Raw genomic sequence first — 22,390 nt, 5'->3', positions numbered from 1 at the left:
CCACGGTGCCGCGCCGCCCGAGAGGAGCGCGGACCGCGCTCCCTTCCGCGCGCCCGCCCGGGAAATGGGCCGCCCCGCCGTATCCTGGGCCCTTCCGTGACCGGCCGTCCTCGGCCCGCCGCGGACCACGGGACGGGTGCCGGCAGGGCACGGCAGCACTTCGACGATGGGATGTCGACAACGGTGGCGGACCAGCCGACGAGGGACGAGGGGCACCCGGGAATGCCCGCCGGCGCCCGTGTCCCCGACCGGTCCGCCGGCGGCCCCACGCCGGAGAACCACGTCACCGTCGAGGAACTGCTGGCCCGCACCGGTGTCGTCCGCGGCCGGCGGGCCGAACGCCGGGAGGCGACCGGCCGCCAGCAGCGGGTCGACGGCTACGGCGCCGCACGCCCGGAACCCGTGCCACCGGTCCCACCGGCCCGTGCGGCGGTCCCGCCCGCGGCAGCGCAGCGGCCGCCGGTCCCGCGCGCCGACCGTCCGGGGCCGGCGGCGTCCCGCCCGCCGGCCCCGCTCCACCCGACCCCGCAGCGTCCGACGCCGGTGCGTCCGGTGCCGGTCGTGCCGGCGGTCCCGGTCCCCGCCCGGGGATCGGCCACCCCCGGGTCCCCGGCCGCCGCCCTGCCGCGCCCGGTCCCCGCGGCGGCGCCGTCCCCGGGCACCGACACCCCCCGGTGGGTACCGGGTCCCGATCGGCCGGCGGTGTCCCGGCGGGCCGCCGCGCCCGACCGGCCCGGGGCCTCCGCGGCCCCGGCATCCGGCGCCGCCGGGTGGTCGGCCGGCTCCCCGCCGGCGCCGGACAGCCCGGCCGTCACCCCACCGGCCGGACCGGCCCGCCGGCTCACGCCCATCGAGGAGCAGTTCGGCGGCACCGCCCACCCCTCGCTGCCGCTGCCGGACCGCGCGGTGCGCCTGTCCATGCCGGTGCCGCCGCTGCCCGGGCTGCACCCGCCCGCGGCGCCGCCCCGGAACCCGGTCGCCGGTTCCGGCGTCACCAGCGCCGGACTCGCGCCGTTGCGGGCGCCGGTGGGTCCGGTCCGACGCCGGCTGACCAGGGTCGCGGTCGCGCTCGCCGTCCTGCTGGGGGTGGTCGCTTCCTACTACGTGGGCCTCTACTTCTACGTCGACCGCGCGATCGGCCGGGTGGACGCACTGGTCACCGACGGGCCCGAGGTGCTCGCCCCGGGGTTGCAGGACGCTGCCGAGACCTACCTCGTCGTGGGCACCGGGCTGCCGGGGCGCTCGGGTCCGGCCTCGGTCAGCACGCTGATCGCGCACGTCTCCGACGACGGCGACCGGGCCGTGCTGGTGGCCGTCCCGCCCACCGCCCTCACCGACACCCCGGGGTGCCGGACGCCCGACGGGTCGCTGCGCCAGCCGGTCACCGAGCCCTTCGCGACGGCGCTCCTGGACGGCGGGCCGTCGTGCCTGGTGCGCTCCGTGCAGCAGTTGTCCGGCCTGCGGGTCGACCACTACGTCGGGCTCGACCTCGGCGCGCTGCCGGGCATGGTCGACGCCCTGGGCGGGGTCGACGTCTGCCTGCCCACCGCGGTGACCACCGCGGGTGGGGAGGCGCTCGCGGCGGGCGCTGGCCGGCTGTCCGGTGCGGACGTCACCACATTGCTCGGGCCGGCCGCGGTCGGCGCGGACGTCCTCGGGACGGCCGCGGCCCTCGAGACCCAGCGGGTGCTCACCTCGGCGCTGGGGTCGGCGATGTCCGCCGGCACCCTCGCCGACCCGCTGCAGCTCACGCAGGTCCTGACCCGGGCCGCCGAGGCCGTCACGGTCGACGCCGACACCACCCTGGGCGACCTCCGTTCCCTCGGTGCGACGCTGGGCGATCTGGGCGGGGACGCGATCGAGAGCAGCGGCGTGCCGGTGTCGCGGATCGGCTACGTCCCGGCCGGCACCGACCAGGCGGGGACCCTGATCGACGGGGTGGGCGCCCGGGCGGTGTTCGACGCCGTCATCGACGAGGGCCGGCTGCCGGCCACGCCGGCCGGCACGGTCGATCCGGCGGCCGCCGAGGTGCCCGAGGCGCCGATCGACCCAGCGCTGGCCAGTCCGGTCCCGCCGGGCACCACGGTCACCGTGCCGCCGGCCGGGGTGACCGTCGACGTGCTGGATGCCACCGGCGCCGGCCGGGCGGTGCCCACGGCGGAGGCTCTCGTCGCGGCCGGCTTCCGCACCGGCGTGGTGGCGACGGAGCCGGCGGCGGTCGACCAGACCGTCGTCCGGTACGCGCCCGCTGCGCTGGAGCCGGCCCGCACCGTGGCGGCCGCCGTCCCCGGCGCCGTGCTGGTGGAGACGGAGCTGGTGGCCGGCGGCGTGCAGCTGGTGCTGGGGCCCGGCGACCCGGTCGCCGCCCCGGTCGTCGCCCCAGTCGCGGTCGGCACTCCGGTGCCGGAGGCCGCGGCTCCAGCTCCGGCAGCCGCTGCCGCGCCCTGCGCCTGACGCCGGGACGCACGGGCCGGCCGACCCGGAGGCCGACCGGCCCGGTGGTCGGTGCCGGGGGCGCGGCGTGCGGAGGTCAGCCGAAGCGGCCGGAGATGTAGTCCTCCGTCGCCTTCATCTCGGGGTTGCTGAAGATCTTCTCGGTCGGGTTGAACTCGATGAGGCGCCCGGGCTGGCCCACCCCGTTGAGGTTGAAGAACCCGGTCTGCTCGCTGACCCGGGCCGCCTGCTGCATGTTGTGGGTGACGATCACGATGGTGAACCGCTCCTTGAGCTCGGCCATGAGGTCCTCGATGGCCAACGTGGAGATCGGGTCGAGCGCCGAGCAGGGCTCGTCCATCAGCAGCACGTCGGGCTCGACGGCGATGGCCCGGGCGATGCAGAGCCGCTGCTGCTGTCCGCCGGACAGGCCGGAGCCGGGGCGGTCGAGGCGGTCCTTGACCTCGTTCCACAGGTTGGCCCCCCGCAGGGACCGCTCGACCAGGTCGTCGAGGTCGGCCTTCTTCATCTTCTTGTTGTTCAGCCGGATCCCGGCGGCGACGTTGTCGTAGATCGACATGGTCGGGAACGGGTTGGGCCGCTGGAAGACCATGCCGATCTGCCGCCGGACGTCGACCGGGTCGACGTCGGCCCCGTAGAGATCCTGCCCCTCGATGACGACCTTGCCCTCGACCCGGGCCCCGGGGATCACCTCGTGCATCCGGTTCAGCGCACGCAGGAACGTCGACTTCCCGCAGCCGGAGGGCCCGATCAGCGCGGTGATGCTGCGCGGCTCGATGGAGAGGTTGACCCCTTCGACCGCCTTGAAGTTGCCGTAGTAGATGTCCAGGTCCGAGACGTCGATGCGCTTGGCCATGGGGGTTCCTCTCGGGTCGAGCGGGTCAGCGACTGTTCTTGGGGGCGAAGAAGCGACTGATCAGGCGGGCGACCACGTTGAGGCCCATGACCAGGATGATGAGGATGAGCGCGGCCGTCCAGGCGCGGTCGATGGCGAACTCGGGTGGCACCCCGGGCTGGGTGAGCTGGTAGTACGCGTACACCGGCAGCGTGGCCATGCGCGAGTCGAACGGGTCGAGGTTCGTGGCGTTGGTGATGCCCACGGTGATCAGCAGCGGTGCGGTCTCTCCGATGACCCGGGCGATCGCCAGCGTGATCCCGGCGCCCAGGCCGGCGACGGCCGTGGGGAGGACGACCTTGACGATCGTCCGCCAGCGGGGCACGCCGAGGGCGTACGCGGCCTCGCGCAGCTCGTTGGGCACCAGCTTGAGCACCTCCTCGGCGGACCGGACGACGACCGGGATCATCAGCACCGAGAGCGCTACGGCGCCGGCGATGCCCAGCCGGATGCCGGGGCCGAGGAACAGGGCGAACAGCGCGTAGGCGAAGAGGCCGGCCACGATGGACGGGATGCCGGTCATCACGTCGACCAGGAAGGTGATCGCCTTCTTCAACCGGCCGTTGCCGTACTCGACCAGGTAGATGGCGGTCAGCAGCCCGATCGGCACCGAGATCAGCGTGGTGAGCGCGGTGATGATCAGCGTGCCCATGATCGCGTGGTAGGCCCCGCCACCTTCGCCGGTGATCCCGACCAGCGAGGAGTTGAGGAACTCGCCGTCCAGGCGCTCGGCCCCGCGCCGGGTCACCTCGTAGACCAGCGAGAGCAACGGCACCATGGCGATGCCGAAGGCGCTGTAGACGACCGAGGTGACGAGCCGGTCGGTGGCCTTGCGGGGGCCCTCGACCACCCGGGACACCACGTACAGGACGACGGTCCCGAGCACGACCGTGTAGATGACCAGCAGGGCGAGGTTCGGGCTGGTCAGCCGCCCGACGAGGAACGCGGCCACGGCCGCTGCGGCGAAGACCGCCCACGGGGCCCAGCGCGGGAGCTTCGGACGGCTCGCGGCGGTGGACGTCGCCGGCGGGGCGCTGGTCGGCGCGGCCGGGGCAGGGGGCGTCCGGGTACTCATCAGTTGGCTCCGGAGAAGTCGGCCCGGCGGTTGACGACCCACCGGGCGAGCACGTTGACCGCGAGGGTGATGACGAACAGCGCCAGTCCGCTGGCGATCAGGGTGTTCACGTCGATGCCCGTCGACTCGGGGAACTGCAGCGCGATGTTCGCTGCGATCGTCGAGGGGTTGCCGGTGCCGATCAGGTTGAAGGTGATGCCGCCGGAGACCGACAGGACCAGGGCAATGGCCAGCGTCTCGCCGAGCGCGCGGCCCAGGCCGAGCATCGCCCCGCCGATGATCCCGGACTTGCCGTAGGGCAGGACCGCCATCCTGATCATCTCCCAGCGGGTGGCCCCCAGGGCGAGGGCTGCCTCGCGGTGCAGCGCGGGCACCTGGAGGAAGACCTCGCGGGAGATGGCGCTGACGATCGGCAGGATCATCACGGCCAGCACCAGGCCCGCGGTGAACATCGTGCGGCCCGTCGCCGAGGCCGGGCCGGCGAACAGCGGGATGAACCCGAGGTGCTGCTCGAGCCACTGGAACAGCGGGACCAGCTTCGGGGCGAGCCAGTAGATGCCCCAGAAGCCGTAGACGATGCTGGGGATCGCGACGAGCAGGTCGACCAGGTAGCCGAGCACCTGGGCCAGCCGGCGGGGGGCGTAGTTGGTGATGAACAGCGCGATCGCCACCCCGAGGGGGGTGGCGACCAGGATGGCCAGCGCGGCGGCCAGGAGCGTGCCGAAGATCAGCGGCGCGACGTAGGCGATCAGCCCCTCGCCGCCCGGGATCTCGTCGGCCGGGGCGGTGAGCGCCGGCAGCGACTCCGTGACGAGGAAGGCCGCCACCCCGGCGAGGATGACCAGGATCAGGATGCCGGCGCCCTTGGCGCTCCCGGCGAAGACCCGGTCGCCGGGGCGCTGCTTGGGCCGGCCGGCCGGGGTGGTCGGGGAACTGGTCGTGGTCACCGCTGCTCCGTCGGGATGTGTGCGGGGTGGTGCCGGTGGGGTGGTGCCGCGCGGGTGGTGCGGGCGGGGCTGCGGCCCGGACCGCCCGAGGGTGGTCCGGGCCGCAGCCCCGCTGTCGGGCTCCCGGTCAGCTGGTGGCCGTGATCGCGTCGACCGCGCCCTGGGCCTGCTCCCGCAGGGCGTCGGAGATCGGGGACGAGCCGGCCGAGTCGGCCGCTGCCTGCTGGCCCTCCTCGCTGATCACGTAGCCCATGAAGTCGGCGACCAGGTCGGCGGTCTCGGGGTCCTCGTACTCCACGCAGCCGACGTGGTAGCTGACCAGCACGATCGGGTAGTTGCCGGACTCGGTCGTGTCGCGGGCGAGCTCGATGGCGAAGTCGTACTCGCCGCGGCCCTCCAGCGGCTCGGAGTTCTCCACGACCGCGGAGGCGGTCTCCGCCGAGGGGGCCACCAAGTCGTCGCCGACCCCGATGCTGGCGACGCCCAGGTCACCGGCCTGGCTCAGGTCGGCGTAGGTGATCGCGCCGGCCCCGGCCTCCACCGCGCTGACGACGCCCGAGGTGCCCTGGGCGGCCTCGCCGCCGGGCACCGGCCAGTCGCCGCTGACCTCGTAGGTCCACGTCTCGGGGGCGACGGCGGCCAGGTACTCGACGAAGTTCTCCGTGGTGCCGGACTCGTCGCTGCGGTTCACGACGGTGATCGGGGTGTCGGGCAGCGTCACGTCCGGGTTGTCCGCGGCGATCGCCGGGTCGTTCCAGGTGGTGATCTGCTGGGCGAAGATCCTGGCCAGGACGTCGGGGGAGAGGTTGAGCTCGTCGACGCCCGCCAGGTTGTAGACCACGGCGATCGGCGAGATGTAGTTGGGCAGCTCGAAGACGCCGGAGGCGCCGCAGCGCTGCTCGGCCTGTGCCAGCTCGTCGGCGTCCAGCGCGGCGTCACTGCCGGCGAAATCCGTGCCGCCGGCGAGGAACTGCTCGCGGCCGCCGCCGGACCCGACCGGGTCGTAGTTCACCGTCACGCCGGGCTGCACGCTGGAGTAGCCGGCGGTCCAGCCCTGCATCGCGGCCTGCTGGCTGCTCGCGCCCGCACCGACCAGGGTGCCGCTCAGCTGGGTCTCGGCGCTGCCGCTGCCGGCGGTGCCCGGGTCGGCCTCGTTGGAGGCACCACAGGCGGAAAGGGCGAGCGTGCCGGCGAGGGCCACCGCGAGGGTGGTGGCGCGCGTCCTGGAGCTGAGCTTCAACTCAGTGCCTTTCGACTGGAGGTCACCCGGACGTCGATGCCGGGCAGGGGATCCAACGAGAGGGACGTTAAGCAGCTGAGGTGGACGGATCCGGGTGGCTCGATGAACGCCAGGTGAACGAGGGCGGAGCGTTCGGTCACTGCCCGTGGGCCGGGTCACGTCGGGCCGGTGAACTCACCGCGCGTCGGGTGGCGGGGCCGCCGCGCGGGGTCCCTGGCGGGGCGTGGCGGCGGGGCGTTGTGGCGTGGCGGCGGGCGGCTGCGAACGCGGGTGGTCGGGCGGGGTGCGAGGGCCGGCCGGCTCAGCCGGCAGCGGACCGCCAGTTCACGTCGACGGCGTGCCGGGTGAAACCGCTGCGTTCGTAGAGGGCCACCGCGGCGGTGTTCTCCTCCTCGACGTACAGCAGGACGTGCGAGAGCCCGGCGCGGCGCAGGTGGGCCAGCCCCAGGTCGGTGAGCGCCCGGCCGAGGCCGAGCCCCTGCGCCGACGGGTCGATGCCGAGGACGTACACCTCGCCGATCGGGCCCTCCGCCGCCTCGCCGGCCGGGTGCACCTTGGTCCAGTGGAAGCCCAGCAGGCGGGGGCCGGTGGGCTCGTCCCGCCAGGCGAGGAAGAAGCCGGCCGGGTCGAACCACGGCTCGGACTGCCGCAGGGCGAGGTCCTCGGCGGTCCACCGGCCCTGCTCGGGGTGGCCGGCGAAAGCTGCCGCGTTGACCTGGAGCCACGCGACCTCGTCGACGCCGGGGCGGAAGGGCCGCACCGTGACGCCCTCGGGCAGGGCGGGCTGCGGATCGGGGTCGACCCCGTCGAGTGGACGGCGCATCTGCAGCAGCACCCGGGCCCGGGTGTAGCCACGCCCGGTGGCCAGTTCCGTGGAGCCGGGCAGCTCGCCGTGTGCCCACACCCGCAGCGGCCGGCCACCGGCCAGCTCCTCGGCCCGGGCCAGCAGGGCGGTGCCCACCCCGCGGCGCCGTGCCTCCGGGCGCACGACGAGCTCGGCCTCCGCCTCGTCGGCGGCCACCTCGAGCCGCGCGTAACCCAGCAGTGCGCCGCCGGCGTCCCGGGCGGTCAGGTCGGAGCCGCCGGCGGCCCCGCCGTGCTGCAGCCGGAGCTCGCCCTCCTCCGACACCGGCCGGACGCCGTCGGCCGCGGCGGCCCCGGCGAGCAGGGCGCGGACCTCGGCGATCTCGTTGGCCGGCAGCCGGGTCGCGTCGCTGACCGCCGGTGGTGGCTGGGCGTTCAGGGGAGGACCGGGAGCGGGGTGTCGGCGGCGGCCGCGCCGGCCAGGGCGGTGGCGTCGGCGACCTGCTGGTCGAGCTTGTAGCCCACGTTGCGCACCGTGCCGATCAGGGCCTCGTGCTCCGCGCCGAGCTTGGCGCGCAAGCGGCGCACGTGGACGTCGACGGTGCGGGTGCCACCGAAGTAGTCGTAGCCCCAGATCTCCTGCAGCAGCTGGGCCCGGGAGAAGACCCGGCCCGGGTGCTGGGCGAGGTACTTGAGGAGCTCGAACTCCTTGTAGGTCAGATCCAGCGGCCGGCCGCGGAGCTTCGCCGAGTAGCTGTGCTCGTCGATGACCAGCTCGCCTGCCTTGGTCACACCGCCCTCGACACCGTCGGCCGGGGTGGCGGCGGCCAGCCGGCGGCCGGTGGCCCACTTCAGCCGCGCGTCGACCTCGGCCGGCCCCGCGGTGTCCAGCACCACGTCGTCGACACCCCAGCCGGCGGACAGGGCCACGAGCCCACCCTCCGACAGCACCGCCACCACGCACGCCGCGACGCCGGTGGAGGCCAGCAGGCTGCACAGCGTGCGGGCCGAGACCAGGTCGTGCCGGGCATCGACCAGGACGACGTCACCGGCGTCACCGTCGAGCAGGCTGGACAGCTCCGGGACGACCACACGGACCTGGTGGCCGAGCAACCCGAGGGCCGGCAGCACCTCGGTGGTCGCCTGACGCGCCGAGGTCATGAGCACGAGTCGCATGTCGTCTCCTCACGAGGCCGTCGACGACGCTGTCGAGGTGGGAGGGCAGGATAACCGACGTGCGCCAGCCCCTCCCGGATCCGGCCGGCCGCCGGCCGGGTGTCGCCGCCCGCCGGCTCCGGCTCGACGTGCGCTGGAAGACGGTTCCGTCGCCGGCCGAGCGGATCGGCCGCGGCGCGGTCGGCGCGGTTGCCGGGGCCGGGGCCGCGGGTTCTGCGAGCATCGGGGGGTGACCGCGGCCGTGCTGGCGAGGGAGCTGTCCCCGCGCGCCCACCACCTGCCCGCCGCCGGCGCGGTGGTCGTCGTGACGGCGGTGCTCGTCGGGTTGCCGGCCGTCTGGGGCCAGGCCGGGCTCGTGGCGGCGGTGGCCGCCGCGCAGCTGGCGCTGGTGGCCGCGTGGGTGGTGGCCACCGGGATCCGGGGCTTCCTCGGCTCCCTGGCTCTCGGAACGGCGGCGGCGGCCGGCACCGACGTCGCGCTGCTGCTGCCCGAGCGGGCCCGGCTGGACGGCCTGGTCGTCGTGCTGGGCCTGGTCTTCCTGGCCGCCGTGGTCCACCAGATGGTCCGCCCGGCGCCCCGCCGGTACCTGGTCGCGTCGCTGGCCGGGGTGGTCATGCTGGTCTCCGCGGTGTGCGCCCTGGGCCTGCTGCTCACCGTCGGCCGGCTGGACGGCGGGCCCCGGTCGGTGACCACCGCCGTGCTCGTCGTCGGCGGGACCCTGCTCGTCGGGCACCTGGTCGACGTCGTGCTGCCCCGGCCGCAGATCGCCTACGGGGTGCCCCGCGGCCTGGTCGGCCTGGTGCTCGGGATCGCGGCCGGCATCGGGGTCGCGGTGCTCCGCGACGGGGCGGCCACCCTGTTCGACGCGCTGGCGGCCGTCACCGCCGGCACGGTGCTGGGCGCGGTGGCCGCGCTCACCGGGCTGGGCGCGTCCTACGTGGTGGCCGAGCGGGCGCAGCGGAGCTGGGCGCTGCCGGTGGTCCAGGCGGTGCTGCCGCTCACGGCCGCGGCGCCGGCGGCCTACGCCCTCACCCTCTACGCGGCCGGCTGACGGGCGCGCGACGATGAAGGTGCTGCTGTTCCTGCTCGTGCTGACGGTCGGGCTCGTGGTGGCCGCCGACCGGGTGGCGGAGAACATCACGGAGGACCAGGTGGCCACCCGGATCGCCGAGCGCGGTGAGCTGGCCGGACCGCCGGAGGTGGAGATCACCGGCTTCCCGTTCCTCACCCAGGCGCTCGGTGGCCGCTACGAGGACGTGCGGATCTCCCTCACCGCCGAGCAGCTCGGGCAGCCCGCCGGCACGGTGGCCCACGTCTCGCTGCGGGGCGTGCACGTGCCGCTCTCCGACGTCCTCTCCGGGTCGGTCGAGGAGATCCCGGTCGAGCGGGTGGAGGGCACCGCCACGCTCTCCTACGAGCTGCTGGCCGCCCAGCTCGGCGGCGACACGACGCTGGCCGCCGAGGGCGACGGGCTCCGGTTGACCCGGACGGTCGAGCTGCTGGGCGTCGAGGTCCCGCTCACCGCGGCCGGCACGGTCGAGCTGGACGGCCAGGAGGTGGTGGTCGACGTCGACCAGGCCGCGGCCGCCGGGCTCGGCGTCCCCGACTTCGTGGTGGACCGGGCCGCCGACCTGCTGGACTTCCGGTACCCGGTCCCGGCGCTGCCCTTCGGCCTGCAGGTGACGGGCGTCCAGCCCGAGCGCGAGGGCGTGCAGGTGTCGGTCCAGGCGACCGACACCGTGCTGGGGGGTTGATCGGCCGGAATGCCCCCGGGGGTGGCCCGGTTGGCAGGAGGGTGACCCAGCCGACGGACGACGCGGGGACGCTCGCCGTCCTGATGGAGCTCGGCGTCCGCCCCGGGGACGCCGACCTCACCGTGGTCCAGTTCTCCACCGCGTTCTGCGGACCGTGCCGCGCGACCCGCGCCCGGCTCCAGCAGCTGCGCACCAGCCGGCCCGGGCTGGCGTACGTGCACGTGGACGCGGAGAGCCACCTCGGGGCCGTCCGCGCGCTGGGGGTGCAGCGCACCCCCACGCTCTTCTACGTCGACCGCAGCGGCGCGGTGGTGGGGCGGGCCGACGGCGCGCCTCCCTTGCCCCGGCTGGCCGCCGTGGTCGATGCCGTGGTGGGCGGCCGGGCGGGGGTACCCGGGTGATCCGTTACGATTCGGCCGTGGGCACCCTGCTGACCTCGCGCCGCACAGTCGACCTGTGCCGCGTCGGCAGCTCCCTCTGTCCGACCTCCTGAGGGGACGATCGTTCGTCCCGGAACGCGCCGTCCCGCCGTCCCGAGGTCGTCTTCGCCGTCCATCCCCGCGGGGTGCGGCGACCGTTGCGGGTATCGGCCCCTCGAGCACCGACACCACTTTCCTGCACATCCCCGGACAACTGATGGAGGAACACCAGACATGAGCCGAAGCGACGTGCTCGTCACTGCCGACTGGGCCCAGGAACACCTCGGCGACCCCGGCCTCGTCTTCGTCGAGGTCGACGAGGACACCAGCGCCTACGACGGCGGCCACCTCGAGGGTGCCGTCAAGCTCGACTGGAAGAAGGACCTGCAGGACCCGCTGCGCCGCGACTTCGTCGGCCGCGAGGCCTTCGAGACGCTGCTGTCCTCGCGCGGGATCGGCAACGACGACACCGTGATCCTGTACGGCGGCAACAACAACTGGTTCGCCGCCTACGCCTACTGGTACTTCAAGCTGTACGGCCACCGCGACGTCAAGCTGATCGACGGCGGCCGCAAGAAGTGGGAGCTGGACGGCCGTCCGCTGTCCAAGGACGCTCATCCGCGCCCGGCCACGCAGTACCGGGCCAGCGAGCCCGACCTGTCGATCCGCGCCTTCCGCGACGAAGTCGTTGCCTCGATCGGCAGCAAGAACCTCATCGACGTCCGCTCGCCCGACGAGTTCTCCGGCAAGATCCTCGCCCCGGCGCACCTGCCGCAGGAGATGGCGCAGAAGGGCGGGCACGTGCCCACGGCGAAGAACATCCCGTGGAGCAAGGCGGCCAACGAGGACGGCACCTTCAAGAGCGACGAGCAGCTCGCCGCGCTCTACGACGAGCAGGGTTTCGACGCCAGCAAGCCGACCATCGCCTACTGCCGGATCGGCGAGCGCTCGAGCCACACCTGGTTCGTGCTGCGCGAGCTGCTCGGCAAGTCCGACGTCAAGAACTACGACGGCAGCTGGGTCGAGTACGGCTCGCTGGTCGGCGTCCCGATCGAGAAGTGAGCTGACCATGTGCGGAGCCCCCAAGCAGGGCGGTGTGCTCGACGGCATCGACCTGAGCACCCAGACGGTGATCCAGGGGTCGGTGTGGCACGACGGCGACCCGGTCGCCGGTGCCTACGTCCGACTGCTGGACGAGACCGACGAGTTCACCGCCGAGGTGGTGACCAGCCCGGAGGGCGAGTTCCGGTTCTTCGCCGCGCCGGGGAAGTGGACGCTGCGCTCGCTGGCCCCGGTGGGCCGCGCCGAGCGCACGATCGCGGCCGACGTCGGCCTGAACGAGACGACGCTGGCGATCGCCTGAAGCGCCACGTGGCGGGCCCGTCTCCCCACCGGGGAGGCGGGCTCTGTCGTGTCCGGGCGCCCCGCCCCCTGTGCCGGGCCAACGATGTGCGCGAAGGCACGGTTCGACGGCCGGTTCCTGTGCGCCAGCGCACGCCGTTCGGGACGGCGGCACAGGCCCGGCGGCCGCCTGGCCCCGAGGGCGCGGATACCGTGGCGGCATGGGTCTGTTCTCCGCCTGGGTGCTGGTCGCCCTCACCGCACTGGCCGCCGGCGGGTGCGCATCCGCCGCGTGGCGGCTCACCCGCCGCGAGCGGGCGGGGCGCGCCCGATGAGCGCCCCCACCCCGCCCGGCCTCCCCGAAGGTCCGGCGTCCGGGCCGACGGCGCTCCCGGTGCAGGACACCGTCGACGTCCGGGTCGGGCCGGAGGTCGCGCACGAGCTGCTCGCGGTGCTCCCGCTGCTCGGCGAGTGGCACGGCGAGGGGCAGGCGGCCGGAGCCGACGGTGACCACCGGTTCGGGCAGTGGGTGCGCTTCGCCCACGACGGCCGGAACTTCCTGACCTACGAGTCGCGCACCTGGCGGCTGTCGGCGGAGGGCCGGGTCGAGGGGCCCGACCAGCGCGAGTCCGGGTTCCTGCGTCCACGGGCCGGCGACGACGTGGAGCTGCTGGTGAGCTCTCCGGACGGGCTGGTGGAGATCTACGTGGGGCAGGCCCGGACCACGACCAGCTGGGAGTTCACCAGCGACGTCCTGGCGCGCACCCCCGACCATCCCGACGTCAGCCGCGCCGCCCGGCTGTACGGGATCGTCGAGGGCGCGCTGATGTACGCCGTCGACCGGGCCGCCGGCGACCAGCCGCTGCGGCCGACCATGTCCGCCCGCCTGGAGAGGATCCGCTGAGCCCCGTGACCGACCGCCCCCGCACCCCGCGCCAGGTGGCCGACGCCTACGTCGACGCCGTCTGCGACCTCGACCCCATCGTCGGTACCCAGCTGGGCACCCGGCCGGCCAGCGACGAGCTGCCCGACCTCAGCCCCGCCGGCCTGGCGGCGGAGGCCGCGCTCGAGCGGTCCACGCTCGCCGAGCTGGACCGGGTGCTGGCCGCGGACCCCGCGCTGGCGTCGGACCCGGTGGAGCTGCGCTGCGCACGGTTGCTGCGCGAGCGGCTGACCGCCAGCCTCGACCAGCACGAGGCCGGGGAGGGGCTGCGGGCGCTGTCCAACCTGTTCTCCCCGGTGCACTCGGTACGCCAGGTCTTCTCGATGATGCCCACCGGGACCCCCGAGGACTGGGCGGTGCTCGGCCGCCGGCTGGCCCGGGTGCCGGAGGCCTACCGCGGTTACCTGGCCACCCTCACCGAGGGTGCCTCCCGCGGGTTGTTCGCCGCGCCGCGCCAGGTGCACACCGTCGTCGGGCAGCTCGGCGAGTGGCTGGCCGGCCCGTACTTCGCCGGCGTCGTGGCTGCCGGCCCCGACGAGCTGCGCAGCGAGCTGGACGCCGCCGCGGCCGCCGCCGACGGCGCCGTGGCCGAGGTGCGCGACTTCCTCCGCGACAGCTACGCGCCGCGGGCCGCGGGCACGCCCGACGCCGTCGGCCGGGAGCGCTACGCCCGCTTCGCCCGGGCCTGGAACGGCACCGACCTGGGCACCGGGTCAGGCCTGGAGGACGCCTATGCCTGGGGCTGGGGCGAGCACCTGCGGATCCGCGAGGAGCAGCGCACCGCCGCCGAGCAGGTTCTTCCTGGTGCGACGCCGATGGAGGCCATGCGCTGGCTCAACGAGCACGGCGAGTCCGTCGAGGGCGTCGAGCAGGTCCGGCAGCGGCTGCAGTCGATGATGGACGACGCGATGACCGCCCTGGACGGCGTGCACTTCGACCTCGCCGAGCCGATCCGTCGGGTCGAGGCGATGATCGCTCCGCCCGGCAGCGCCGCGGCCCCCTACTACACCCGGCCCACGCAGGACTTCTCCCGGCCCGGCCGCACCTGGCTGCCCACGCTGGGCCGGGAGCGCTTCCCGCTGTGGGACCTCGTCTCCACCTGGTACCACGAGGGCGTCCCCGGCCACCACCTGCAGCTGGCGCAGTGGGCGTACGTCTCCGGCGAGCTGTCGGCGTACCAGACCTCGCTGGGCTCGGTCGGCGCCAACGTCGAAGGCTGGGCCCTGTACGCCGAGCGGCTGATGGACGAGCTGGGCTTCCTTCCCGACCGCGGCGCCCGGCTGGGGTACCTCGATGCCCAGCAGATGCGCGCCGTCCGGGTGGTCGTGGACATCGGCATGCACCTCCAGCTGCCGATCCCCGCCGATGCCGACGGAGCGCTGGCCGAGCACCGCGGGCAGCCCTGGACCCCCGACCTGGCCCGTGCGTTCTTCGGTGAGTACTGCGGCCGGGACGACGCCTTCCTCGACAGCGAGCTGGTGCGCTACCTGGGCATGCCCGGGCAGGCGATCAGCTACAAGCTGGGGGAGCGGGCCTGGCTGCAGGGCCGCGAGGCGGCGCGACAGGCGCGCGGCGCCGACTTCGACCTCAAGGCCTGGCACATGGCGGCGCTCAGCCAGGGCAGCCTGGGCCTCGACGACCTGGCCGCCGAGCTCGCCCGCCTCTGACCGCCAAAATGGCCATTTTGGCGGTTCACGAGAACGTTGCGTCGCGGTAGAGGCCAAAATGGCCATTTTGGCTGCTAGTCGGGGGCGTCGGGCGGGGGTGGGTTGACCTGGTCGGCGTCCCAGGTGACCTTCTGCCGGCGGTCGGCCGGGGCGGCCTCGAGCCCCTCGTCGGCCAGCAGTTCCGCGATGCAGGCGGTGGTACCCCCGACGTAGGTGGTGACCAGGTCGATGTCCGTCGCCACCAGCCAGGCGCGGTCGGCGGGCCACCACAGGTTGGCGCTCTGCTCGAACGGCTCGGCTGCGAAGTTCACCGTCGCGAGCCCGATCGAGCCGTTGACCAGCCAGAAGTCGCGGTCGCCCAGGCTCAGGGTGGGATGGTCGGCGATCACGGCGCCGCCCTGCCGGACACCGAACCAGCAGACGTCCGGGGTGGTGGTGTGCCGCGCCAGCACCGGGGCGAGGCGTTCGGCGACCGGTACGGGCAGGTGCCCGCGCGCCGGGGCGCCGTGCCACAGGGGCGCCTGGTCGTCGTTCTCGAAGTAGTCCATCGACCCGGTGAGCGAGCCCCACTGCATGAGCGGGTGGACCTTCGTGCCGTTCGCCGCGGCGACGTCGGCCCACGGGACCTCGACGTCCTCGTCCCCGACGTAGCGGACGGCGGGGTGGAACACCCGGGCGATCGCGGCGAAGCCGGCCGGCACCAGCGAGCCGACCGTGTCCAGGGGTGCCCGGTGCAACGCCTCGGCGAGCCAGTCGCCGGCGGCGGTGTCGAGCGCCACGGACCGCCCGGCGAACTGCACCTGCACACCTCCCTGGGACGTCCCAGGAGACGGACAACCCCCGGGCTGCTCCGCGGCGCTGACCCCGCAGTGCGGAGGAGCGGCTCGCGGGCCGACTGGACATTGGTCGGCGGCCCGGGGGTCGGGTGACTGTCCGGTTCTCGCTCGCCGCCGTACGACGGACGGGCGATCTGCCGTCGCTCAGCCTCGCTCGGAAGAGGTCGGCTGAACGGGCGGCCCATCTGGACGGCGGCTAGCGGACAGCCACCTCACGAGTCCTGAACGTATGCAACTTTCGGACCACCTCCTCTCTCGTGTACGACGACCGTACGACGGCGAAAGGGCCTCTGCAACGTCCTTTTCTCAGCTGTCGGCGGACGGACGCGCGGGGCGCCCGGGCGGCGGGATGTCCCTCCGGTCCGGGTCGTGGTCGGCATCGGCCTCCACGGTCCGGATCTGGCGGCCGTCCTGGGTCTGGTAGACGTCCGGCACGCCGTCGGCGTCGACGTCCACGGTCTCCTCCTCGGCGATCCGGCGGTACCGTCGGTCCCGCAGCCGCAGCAGGACCGAGGCCAGCAGCGCGGCGGTCAACGTGCCGACCAGGACCCCGACCTTCACGTGCTCGTCGCGCAGCGACCCCTCCCCGTAGGCCAGCGCGCCGATCAGCAGCGACACGGTGAAGCCGATGCCGGCGAGCATGGCGAGGCCGATCACGTCCGGCCAGCCCAGCGACTCGTCGAGCTGGGCGCGGGTGAACCGGGAGACCAGCCAGGTGGCCCCGGTGATGCCGATCGTCTTGCCCGCCACCAGGCCCACGACGATGCCGATCGCGACCGGGTCCGACAGCGACTCCACCAGGCCGTCCAGGCCGCCGATGGTGACCCCGGCGGCGAAGAACGCGAACACCGGGACGGCGAACCCGGCGGAGATCGGCCGGATCCGGTGCTCGAGGTGCTCGGCCAGCCCCGGGCCGGCGTCGGGGCCACCGGCGGCCTGGCTGCGGACCACCGGCACGGTGAAGGCCAGCAGCACGCCGGCGACGGTGGCGTGCACGCCCGACTCGTGCATCAGCACCCAGGTGAGGACGGCCAGCGGGATGAGCAGCCACCACCACCGGATCCGCTTCTGCACCAGGAAGCCGAAGACGGCCAGCGGGACCATGGCCAGCAGCAGCGGCACGACCGCCAGGGCGGAGGTGTAGAAGATCGCGATGACCGTGATGGCCAGCAGGTCGTCGACCACGGCCAGGGTCAGCAGGAAGGTGCGCAGCGCGGTCGGCAGGTGGGTGCTGATCACCGCCAGGATGGCGAGGGCGAAAGCGATGTCGGTGGCCGTCGGGATCGCCCAGCCGCGCAGCGCGCCATCGCCGGTGCGCAGGTTGACCAGCACGAACAGCACCGCGGGGACGACCATCCCGCCGATCGCGGCGGCCACCGGCAGGACCGCCCGCCGGGGTTCGCGCAGGTCGCCGGCGACGAATTCGCGCTTGAGCTCGAGCCCGACCACGAAGAAGAAGATCGCCAGCAGCCCGTCGGCCGCCCAGGTGCCCAGCGTGAGGTCCAGGTGCAGCGACGCCGGGCCGATCCGGGTGTCCCGCAGCGACTCGTAGGCCGCCGACCAGGGGGAGTTCGCCCAGATGAGGGCGATCACCGCCCCGGCGATCAGCAGGATGCCGCCGACGGTCTCCTTCCGCAGGACCGCGGTGATGCGCTTGGCCTCGGGGTAGGAACCGCGGCTGAAGAGGCGGGTGGGCGACGTCACGTGGCGGCTCCGAAATGGTGCGGGGTCGGGTGAGGAGTTGCCGACCAGACTTCCCGGCGCACCGGGGGCGAGGCTACCGGCTGAGCAGTTCCCGCACCCGCCGGGAGAACCCGGCGTCACCGCGGGCCCGGCCGTCCAGCGCGGTGACCGGCGCGGCCCCGCGGATGCCCGACAGCAGCCACACGGCATCGGCACCGTGCAGGTCGGCCAGCGTGCCGGGGGTCACCGCCGTCGGCCAGCCGTCGTCCTCGGCCCGGGCGAACAGCCGGGCCTGCGTGGTCCCGGCGAGGATGCCGGTCTCCACCGGCGGGGTGTGCAGCACGCCGCCGGCGGCCCACACCACGGTGGACGTCGGCCCCTCCAGCACGCGCCCCTCCAGCGAGGTGAGGACGACGTCGTCCGCGCCGGCCGCGTGCGCGTGCCGCCCGGCCGCCATGTTGACCGCGTACGACAGCGTCTTCGCTCCGCCGAGCAGCCAGGGAGCGGTCGCCCGGAAGTCGGCCGGGATGCCCAGGGGCAGGCTGATGACCGAGACACCCGCGCTGCGCTGCCGCAGTGTCTCGGCCGGGACGGCGGCCAGCAGCGCGAGCAGGGTGGGCGGCGTGCCGTTCCCGAGACCGCGGGTGAGGAGGATCCGGCAGGCGGCCTCGCTGCCGGCCGGCCGGCCGGCGACCACGGCGGCGACCACGGCGCGGACGGCGTCGTCCCCGGGGTGGGTGATGCCAAGCAGGCCGGCCGAGCGGCGCAGCCGCTCCAGGTGCGCGCCCAGGTGCGGGGTCGCCGCCCCGATCACCAGCACCGACTCGAAGACGCCGTCGCCGCGGGCCAGGCCCAGGTCGAAGGCGCCGACCACCGGGTCGGCGGGCGGCACGGTCCGCGCCGCTCCGGACTGCCAGATCGCCACCCGTTCACCCGTCACGGGGCCACCCTGCCGTACCCGGCCTCTAGGCTCGGTGCGTGTCCGGAGAGCCCGCACCGCACGAGCCCGACGCGCCGCCGCTGGCTGCCCAGTTGCGGGCACGCGGGCTGCGGCTGACCACGCAGCGGCAGCGGGTGCTCGCCGCGGTGTCGGCCCTCGAGCACGGCACCCCGGAGGAGATCGGGGCGCGGCTGCGCGCCGAGGCCGGTCCGGACGGCGCCGCCCCGGACACCTCCACCGTCTACCGCACCCTCGAACTGCTCGAGCGGCTCGGCCTGGTGTGGCACACCCACCTGGGCAAGGGCGCGCCGGTCTACCACGCCGCCGAGCACCCCCACCTGCACGTCGTGTGCCAGGAATGCGGCCAGATCAGCTCGGTCGACCCGACGCTGCTCGACGCGGCGGCGGAACGCCTGGCCGCCGATCTGGGTTTCACCGTGGACGTGGGCCACGTGGCGTTGTCAGGCACCTGCCGTGCCTGCGCCGAGAAGTCCCGAACGGAGCAGCCATGACCACCCCCCAGCCCGCACGGCACCCGAACCTGCGCTCGCCCCTGCTGTCCCGCCCCGGCGCGGTCGCGCTCTCGCTGCCCGACGGCGGCACCGGGCCGGTGGCCGCGCACTACGGCGACCCGCTACCCGAGCAGCGCCGGCTCGCCGAGGGCGCCGGGCTGGTCGACCGCAGTGACCGCGACGTGGTGGTCGTGCCCGGCGCCGACCGGCTGAGCTGGCTGCACAGCATCACCAGCCAGCATCTGGAATCCCTCGGCGACGCGACCGGCTCCGAGGCGCTCGTCCTCTCGCCGAACGGGCACGTCGAGCACCACGTGGTGCTCAGCGAGCTGGCCGGCACCACCTGGGGTGATGTCGAGCCGGGCACCGGTGCCGCGCTGGTCACCTTCCTGGAGCGGATGCGGTTCATGCTCCGCGTGGAGCCGGCCCTGGTCACCGAGGCCTGGGCGCTGCTGTCGCTGGTCGGGCCGCGCGCCGACGCGGTGCTCACCGCCGCCGGGATCCCCGTGCCCCAGGGGGCGGGCGCCGTCGTGCCCCTGGCGGGCGGTGGCTGGGTGCGCCGCATGCCGGCGCTCGGCGACGGCACCGCCGACGCGGTCGACCTGCTGGTCCCGCGCACCGACCTCGCCGCCCGGGCGGACGAACTGACCGCGGCCGGCGCCTCGCTGGCCGGGCTGGACGCCTACGAGGCGCTCCGGGTGGAGGCGCGCCGCCCGCGGGCCGGGGTGGACACCGACCACCGCACCATCCCGAACGAGGTGGAGTGGCTGCAGACCGCCGTCCACCTGGAGAAGGGCTGCTACCGCGGGCAGGAGACCGTTGCCCGGGTGCACAACCTCGGGCGCCCGCCGCGCCGGCTGGTGCTGCTGCACCTGGACGGCATGAGCGAGGTGCTGCCGGCGCCCGGCACGCCGCTCACCTCGGGCACCCGCGAGGTCGGCCGGGTCGGGACCGCCGTGCGGCACCACGAGCTGGGCGTCATCGCGCTGGCGCTGGTCAAGCAGTCGCTGAAGCAGGACGCGGAGCTGCGGGTGGGCGAGGCGGTCGCGGTGGTCGACACCGACGACGCCCCGGCGCAGCTGGACGACACACAGGCGGCGGCCCGGGAGCGGGTCAGAGCCGTGCGGTCTGCGACCATCGGCCGGTGAGCGGAGCGGGCGGCGGCGCGGGAACGCTGATCACGCTCGCCCCCACGGGGGCCGAGTCGGCGAAGGCCGACGTCCCGGCGCTGCCGGTGACGGTCGACGAGGTCGTCTCGACCGCCCGGGACTGCGCGGCGCTGGGCGCGGCCGTCATCCACCTGCACGTCCGCGGCACCGACACCCGCCCGACCCTCGACCTGCCGCGCGTCCGCGAGGTGGTCGCCGCCGTGCGGGAGAGCACCGAGCTGGTCGTGCAGCTGTCCACCGGTGGCGCGGTGGGCGACCCGGCCGACGCCCGGCTGGCGGTGCTCGACGCCGGGGCCGACGCCGCCTCGCTGTCGCTGGGCACGGTCAACTCCGGCCGTGACATCTTCGCCAACCCGTGGGGGCTGATCGTCGAGCTGCACACCCGGATGCAGCAGCGCGGCATCGTCCCCGCGTACCAGGTGTTCGACCTCGGCCACCTGGCCACCCTCGCCCGGCTGCTCGACCGCTACGGGCCGCCCGCAGGTGGGCGGGTGCACGTCGACCTGGTGATGGGCGTTCCCGGGGGCATGCCGGGGACGACGGCGACCCTGGCCGCCTGCCTGCCCGCGCTGCCGCCGGGAGCGACGTTCGCCGCGACCGGGGTCGGCCGGGCGTCCCTGCCGGTGATGCTCGCCGCGCTCTCGGCCGGCGGGCACCTGCGGGTCGGCATGCAGGACACGCTCAGCTACGCCCCGGGCGAGCCGGTGCGCGACAACGCCCAGCTGGTGGCCCGGGCGGCCGGCCTCGCCCGGATCGCGCAGCGGCCTCCGCTCTCCACCACGGCGGCCCGGCAGCTCCTCGGCATCCCGGCCGACCCGCGCGACCCCGCTCCCGACCCGACCCGAGTTCCCGTGGAGGCTGCTCCGTGACCGCCCCGAACCCCGCCCCCGCCGGCGGCGACACCGTCGACGCGCTGCTCGAACCCTCGTTCCTGGACGGCGTCGAGGACAAGTCGATGGCCGAGGTCCGCGACCTGCGCCACCGGGCCGAGCAGGCCGAGGTCAACCTCTCCTACACCCGGCGGCTGCTGCAGGGCCGGCTGGACATCGTCCGCCGCGAGCTGCAGCGGCGGGCCGAGCACGACGGCCGCTCGCTGGTCGACCTGCTCCCGGAGATCCTGTCGGAGAAGGGCCGCGGCCCGGCGCACGGGCTGGGCCGGCACCAGACCGTCCAGCCGACCGCGTCCGACCAGCTCGAGCGCTGGGTCACCGGGCTGGCTCCGGGCGTCGACCTCTCCGACGTCCAGGCGCTGCCCGACGACCAGCTGGAGAGCGCCGCCCGCTCCCTGGGCGAGGGAGAGCGGAGCCTGTCCGAGCGGCGACGGGGCGTCCAGCGGGTGATGGACGCCCTCGCCGGTGAGCTGGGCCGTCGCTACCGTGACGGGCTGGCCGACGTCGCGCAGCTGCTCGCCGACGAGTCCCGGCACTGATGAAGGACCCCCGTGCCCCCCACCCCTCGCAGGCTCGGGGCGGGCCCCTGCACGGGGGCCACCTGAGCTCGGAGGCTCGGGGCGGGCCCCTGGACGGGGGCCGGCTGACCACCCCCACCGCCGCCCTCAGGACCTGGCCGGACAACCCCGTCCTGGTGGAGGCGTGGCGCGCCGGCCTGGGTACCGACGTCCTGGAGTCCGTCCACCGCGGAGCCCTGGTCGTGGTGGACGCCGACGGGCAGCAGACCTTCGCCACCGGGGACGTCGTCCGGCCGGTGCTGCCGCGCTCGTCGAACAAGCCGGTGCAGGCGACGGCGTTGCTGGCCGCCGGCTGGTCGCCCCGGAACGACCGTGAGCTCGCCATCGGCGCCGCGTCGCACAACGGCGAGGACGGGCACGTCGAGCTGGTCCGCACCCTGCTCGACGCCGCGGGGCTGACCCCCGACGACCTCGGCTGCCCGCCCGCGCTGCCCGGGCACGAGACCACCCGCGCGCACTGGCTGGCCGCCGGGCGGGCGCCGGAACGGGTGGCGATGAACTGCTCGGGCAAGCACGCGGCGATGCTCGCGGCGTGCGTGGCGGCCGGCTGGCCGACCGGGGGCTACCTGGCGCGTGACCACCCGCTGCAGCAGCTGATCGAGGCGCGGCTGGGCGAGGCGGCCGGTGAGCCGGTGTCCGCCGTCGTCACCGACGGGTGCGGCGCGCCGCAGCACGCGCTGTCCCTGACCGGACTCGCCCGCAGCGTGCTGTCGCTGGTCCAGGCCGGGCCGGGCACCCCGGGCCGCCGGGTGGCCGACGCGATGCGGGCGCACCCGTGGCTGGTCGCCGGCACCGGCCGGGACGACACCGACCTGATGCAGGACGTCGAGGGGGTGCTGGTCAAGGGGGGTGCGGACGGCGTGCACGTCGCCGCGCTGCCCGGTGCCGGGGCGGTCGCGCTGAAACTGGACGACGGCGGCGACCGGGGGCGGCTGCCGGCGCTGGCCGCCGGGCTGCGGCGGCTGGGTGTGCCCGGCGGGACGCTGGAGCGCTGGGCGGTCACCCCGGTGGCCGGCGGCGCGGGTGTGGTCGGGGAGATCCGCGCGGCGGTCGCGCTGCGCGGCTGA

The 22,390-nt window shown here is 74.9% G+C and carries 23 protein-coding genes; 14 read left to right on the top strand and 9 right to left on the bottom strand.

The genetic code is table 11. The annotated features are described in order from the left end of the window. The first annotated feature begins 222 nt into the window (after window positions 1-222). Window positions 223-2,454 (top strand): LCP family protein, encoded by a 2,232-nt coding sequence (locus ACYVG5_RS11890; protein ID WP_460683208.1) that lies wholly within the window; start codon window positions 223-225, stop codon window positions 2,452-2,454. Window positions 2,455-2,530: 76 nt separating this feature from the next. On the opposite strand, the gene pstB is transcribed toward ACYVG5_RS11890, so the two are convergent. The 6 genes from pstB to ACYVG5_RS11860 form a co-directional block, all read right to left on the bottom strand. Further along, window positions 2,531-3,310, bottom strand: coding sequence for a phosphate ABC transporter ATP-binding protein PstB (gene pstB, locus ACYVG5_RS11885; protein ID WP_222049361.1), 780 nt, complete (start codon window positions 3,308-3,310; stop codon window positions 2,531-2,533). 25 nt (window positions 3,311-3,335) lie between these two features. Next, window positions 3,336-4,424, bottom strand: a complete 1,089-nt coding sequence (pstA, locus tag ACYVG5_RS11880; protein ID WP_222049362.1) for a phosphate ABC transporter permease PstA — start codon at window positions 4,422-4,424, stop codon at window positions 3,336-3,338. Further along, window positions 4,424-5,371 carry a phosphate ABC transporter permease subunit PstC gene (gene pstC, locus ACYVG5_RS11875; RefSeq protein WP_222049363.1) on the bottom strand — a complete coding sequence of 316 codons (948 nt, stop codon included), beginning with the start codon at window positions 5,369-5,371 and terminating at the stop codon, window positions 4,424-4,426. The genes pstA and pstC overlap by 1 nt, the downstream gene beginning before the upstream one ends. 127 nt (window positions 5,372-5,498) lie before the next feature. Continuing rightward, entirely contained in the window at window positions 5,499-6,611 is a 1,113-nt protein-coding gene (gene pstS / locus ACYVG5_RS11870; protein ID WP_222049364.1) for a phosphate ABC transporter substrate-binding protein PstS, read from the bottom strand. 301 nt (window positions 6,612-6,912) lie between these two features. After that, window positions 6,913-7,812, bottom strand: a complete 900-nt coding sequence (mshD, locus tag ACYVG5_RS11865) for a mycothiol synthase (RefSeq protein ID WP_246630603.1) — start codon at window positions 7,810-7,812, stop codon at window positions 6,913-6,915. A 38-nt stretch (window positions 7,813-7,850) separates the two neighbouring features. Next, the gene (locus ACYVG5_RS11860) at window positions 7,851-8,591 is read right to left on the bottom strand and encodes a winged helix-turn-helix transcriptional regulator (RefSeq protein ID WP_222049365.1); all 741 of its coding nucleotides are present in this window, start codon (window positions 8,589-8,591) and stop codon (window positions 7,851-7,853) included. A gap of 59 nt (window positions 8,592-8,650) precedes the next feature. Here ACYVG5_RS11860 and ACYVG5_RS11855 point away from each other — a divergent pair, with 59 nt between their 5' ends. The 8 genes from ACYVG5_RS11855 to ACYVG5_RS11820 all read left to right on the top strand — a co-directional run bounded on the left by ACYVG5_RS11855 (window position 8,651) and on the right by ACYVG5_RS11820 (window position 14,715). Then, window positions 8,651-8,824, top strand: a complete 174-nt coding sequence (locus tag ACYVG5_RS11855) for a hypothetical protein (RefSeq protein WP_222049366.1) — start codon at window positions 8,651-8,653, stop codon at window positions 8,822-8,824. Next, on the top strand, window positions 8,821-9,642 hold the full coding sequence (locus tag ACYVG5_RS11850; protein ID WP_222049367.1) for a hypothetical protein: 822 nt from the start codon (window positions 8,821-8,823) through the stop codon (window positions 9,640-9,642). The genes ACYVG5_RS11855 and ACYVG5_RS11850 overlap by 4 nt, the downstream gene beginning before the upstream one ends. Before the next feature lie 13 nt (window positions 9,643-9,655). Continuing rightward, window positions 9,656-10,345, top strand: a complete 690-nt coding sequence (locus ACYVG5_RS11845; RefSeq protein ID WP_222049368.1) for an LmeA family phospholipid-binding protein — start codon at window positions 9,656-9,658, stop codon at window positions 10,343-10,345. A gap of 41 nt (window positions 10,346-10,386) precedes the next feature. Then, window positions 10,387-10,746, top strand: coding sequence for a thioredoxin family protein (locus tag ACYVG5_RS11840; RefSeq protein WP_460683207.1), 360 nt, complete (start codon window positions 10,387-10,389; stop codon window positions 10,744-10,746). 252 nt (window positions 10,747-10,998) lie between these two features. After that, entirely contained in the window at window positions 10,999-11,826 is an 828-nt protein-coding gene (locus ACYVG5_RS11835) for a sulfurtransferase (protein ID WP_222049369.1), read from the top strand. A 7-nt stretch (window positions 11,827-11,833) separates the two neighbouring features. Then, a complete protein-coding gene (locus ACYVG5_RS11830) occupies window positions 11,834-12,127 on the top strand; it encodes a DUF1416 domain-containing protein (protein WP_222049370.1) in 294 nt (97 codons plus the stop codon). A 309-nt stretch (window positions 12,128-12,436) separates the two neighbouring features. Continuing rightward, window positions 12,437-13,009, top strand: a complete 573-nt coding sequence (locus ACYVG5_RS11825) for a heme-binding beta-barrel domain-containing protein (RefSeq protein WP_222049371.1) — start codon at window positions 12,437-12,439, stop codon at window positions 13,007-13,009. Window positions 13,010-13,014: 5 nt separating this feature from the next. Beyond that, window positions 13,015-14,715, top strand: coding sequence for a DUF885 domain-containing protein (locus ACYVG5_RS11820; protein WP_460683206.1), 1,701 nt, complete (start codon window positions 13,015-13,017; stop codon window positions 14,713-14,715). Window positions 14,716-14,789: 74 nt separating this feature from the next. On the opposite strand, the gene ACYVG5_RS11815 is transcribed toward ACYVG5_RS11820, so the two are convergent. The 3 genes from ACYVG5_RS11815 to ACYVG5_RS11805 all read right to left on the bottom strand — a co-directional run bounded on the left by ACYVG5_RS11815 (window position 14,790) and on the right by ACYVG5_RS11805 (window position 18,174). Then, entirely contained in the window at window positions 14,790-15,515 is a 726-nt protein-coding gene (locus tag ACYVG5_RS11815; RefSeq protein ID WP_222049372.1) for a hypothetical protein, read from the bottom strand. Between the two features lie 342 nt (window positions 15,516-15,857). Next, complete coding sequence (nhaA, locus tag ACYVG5_RS11810; protein WP_222049373.1) at window positions 15,858-17,255, bottom strand: Na+/H+ antiporter NhaA; 1,398 nt, start codon at window positions 17,253-17,255, stop codon at window positions 15,858-15,860. A gap of 73 nt (window positions 17,256-17,328) precedes the next feature. After that, window positions 17,329-18,174, bottom strand: coding sequence for an aminotransferase class IV (locus tag ACYVG5_RS11805; RefSeq protein ID WP_222049374.1), 846 nt, complete (start codon window positions 18,172-18,174; stop codon window positions 17,329-17,331). A 38-nt stretch (window positions 18,175-18,212) separates the two neighbouring features. Here ACYVG5_RS11805 and ACYVG5_RS11800 point away from each other — a divergent pair, with 38 nt between their 5' ends. Genes ACYVG5_RS11800 through ACYVG5_RS11780 form a run of 5 tightly spaced genes read left to right on the top strand, consistent with a single transcriptional unit; the run spans window position 18,213 to window position 22,390 of the window. After that, window positions 18,213-18,686: a Fur family transcriptional regulator gene (locus ACYVG5_RS11800; RefSeq protein WP_222049375.1), complete on the top strand. Its 474-nt coding sequence runs from the start codon at window positions 18,213-18,215 to the stop codon at window positions 18,684-18,686. Then, the gene (ygfZ, locus tag ACYVG5_RS11795; RefSeq protein ID WP_222049376.1) at window positions 18,683-19,834 is read left to right on the top strand and encodes a CAF17-like 4Fe-4S cluster assembly/insertion protein YgfZ; all 1,152 of its coding nucleotides are present in this window, start codon (window positions 18,683-18,685) and stop codon (window positions 19,832-19,834) included. The genes ACYVG5_RS11800 and ygfZ overlap by 4 nt, the downstream gene beginning before the upstream one ends. Next, window positions 19,831-20,724: a beta-keto acid cleavage family enzyme gene (locus tag ACYVG5_RS11790; RefSeq protein ID WP_222049377.1), complete on the top strand. Its 894-nt coding sequence runs from the start codon at window positions 19,831-19,833 to the stop codon at window positions 20,722-20,724. The genes ygfZ and ACYVG5_RS11790 overlap by 4 nt, the downstream gene beginning before the upstream one ends. Further along, on the top strand, window positions 20,721-21,284 hold the full coding sequence (locus tag ACYVG5_RS11785; protein ID WP_222049378.1) for an RsiG family protein: 564 nt from the start codon (window positions 20,721-20,723) through the stop codon (window positions 21,282-21,284). The genes ACYVG5_RS11790 and ACYVG5_RS11785 overlap by 4 nt, the downstream gene beginning before the upstream one ends. Next, the gene (locus tag ACYVG5_RS11780) at window positions 21,284-22,390 is read left to right on the top strand and encodes an asparaginase (RefSeq protein WP_222049379.1); all 1,107 of its coding nucleotides are present in this window, start codon (window positions 21,284-21,286) and stop codon (window positions 22,388-22,390) included. The genes ACYVG5_RS11785 and ACYVG5_RS11780 overlap by 1 nt, the downstream gene beginning before the upstream one ends.

The organism is Modestobacter lapidis, from assembly GCF_054780755.1.
Note: the sequence above shows the minus strand (reverse complement) of the source record. Positions and strands in the feature narration are given on the sequence as shown.

What these genes read in the sequence shown, in the direction of transcription:
- ACYVG5_RS11890 (WP_460683208.1), top strand. Translation starts at nt 223, where the DNA reads ATGCCCGCCGGCGCCCGTGTCCCCGACCGGTCCGCCGGCGGCCCCACG.
- pstB (WP_222049361.1), bottom strand. Translation starts at nt 3,310, where the DNA reads ATGGCCAAGCGCATCGACGTCTCGGACCTGGACATCTACTACGGCAAC.
- pstA (WP_222049362.1), bottom strand. Translation starts at nt 4,424, where the DNA reads ATGAGTACCCGGACGCCCCCTGCCCCGGCCGCGCCGACCAGCGCCCCG.
- ACYVG5_RS11860 (WP_222049365.1), bottom strand. Translation starts at nt 8,591, where the DNA reads ATGCGACTCGTGCTCATGACCTCGGCGCGTCAGGCGACCACCGAGGTG.
- ACYVG5_RS11845 (WP_222049368.1), top strand. Translation starts at nt 9,656, where the DNA reads ATGAAGGTGCTGCTGTTCCTGCTCGTGCTGACGGTCGGGCTCGTGGTG.
- ACYVG5_RS11835 (WP_222049369.1), top strand. Translation starts at nt 10,999, where the DNA reads ATGAGCCGAAGCGACGTGCTCGTCACTGCCGACTGGGCCCAGGAACAC.
- ACYVG5_RS11830 (WP_222049370.1), top strand. Translation starts at nt 11,834, where the DNA reads ATGTGCGGAGCCCCCAAGCAGGGCGGTGTGCTCGACGGCATCGACCTG.
- ACYVG5_RS11825 (WP_222049371.1), top strand. Translation starts at nt 12,437, where the DNA reads ATGAGCGCCCCCACCCCGCCCGGCCTCCCCGAAGGTCCGGCGTCCGGG.
- ygfZ (WP_222049376.1), top strand. Translation starts at nt 18,683, where the DNA reads ATGACCACCCCCCAGCCCGCACGGCACCCGAACCTGCGCTCGCCCCTG.
- ACYVG5_RS11780 (WP_222049379.1), top strand. Translation starts at nt 21,284, where the DNA reads ATGAAGGACCCCCGTGCCCCCCACCCCTCGCAGGCTCGGGGCGGGCCC.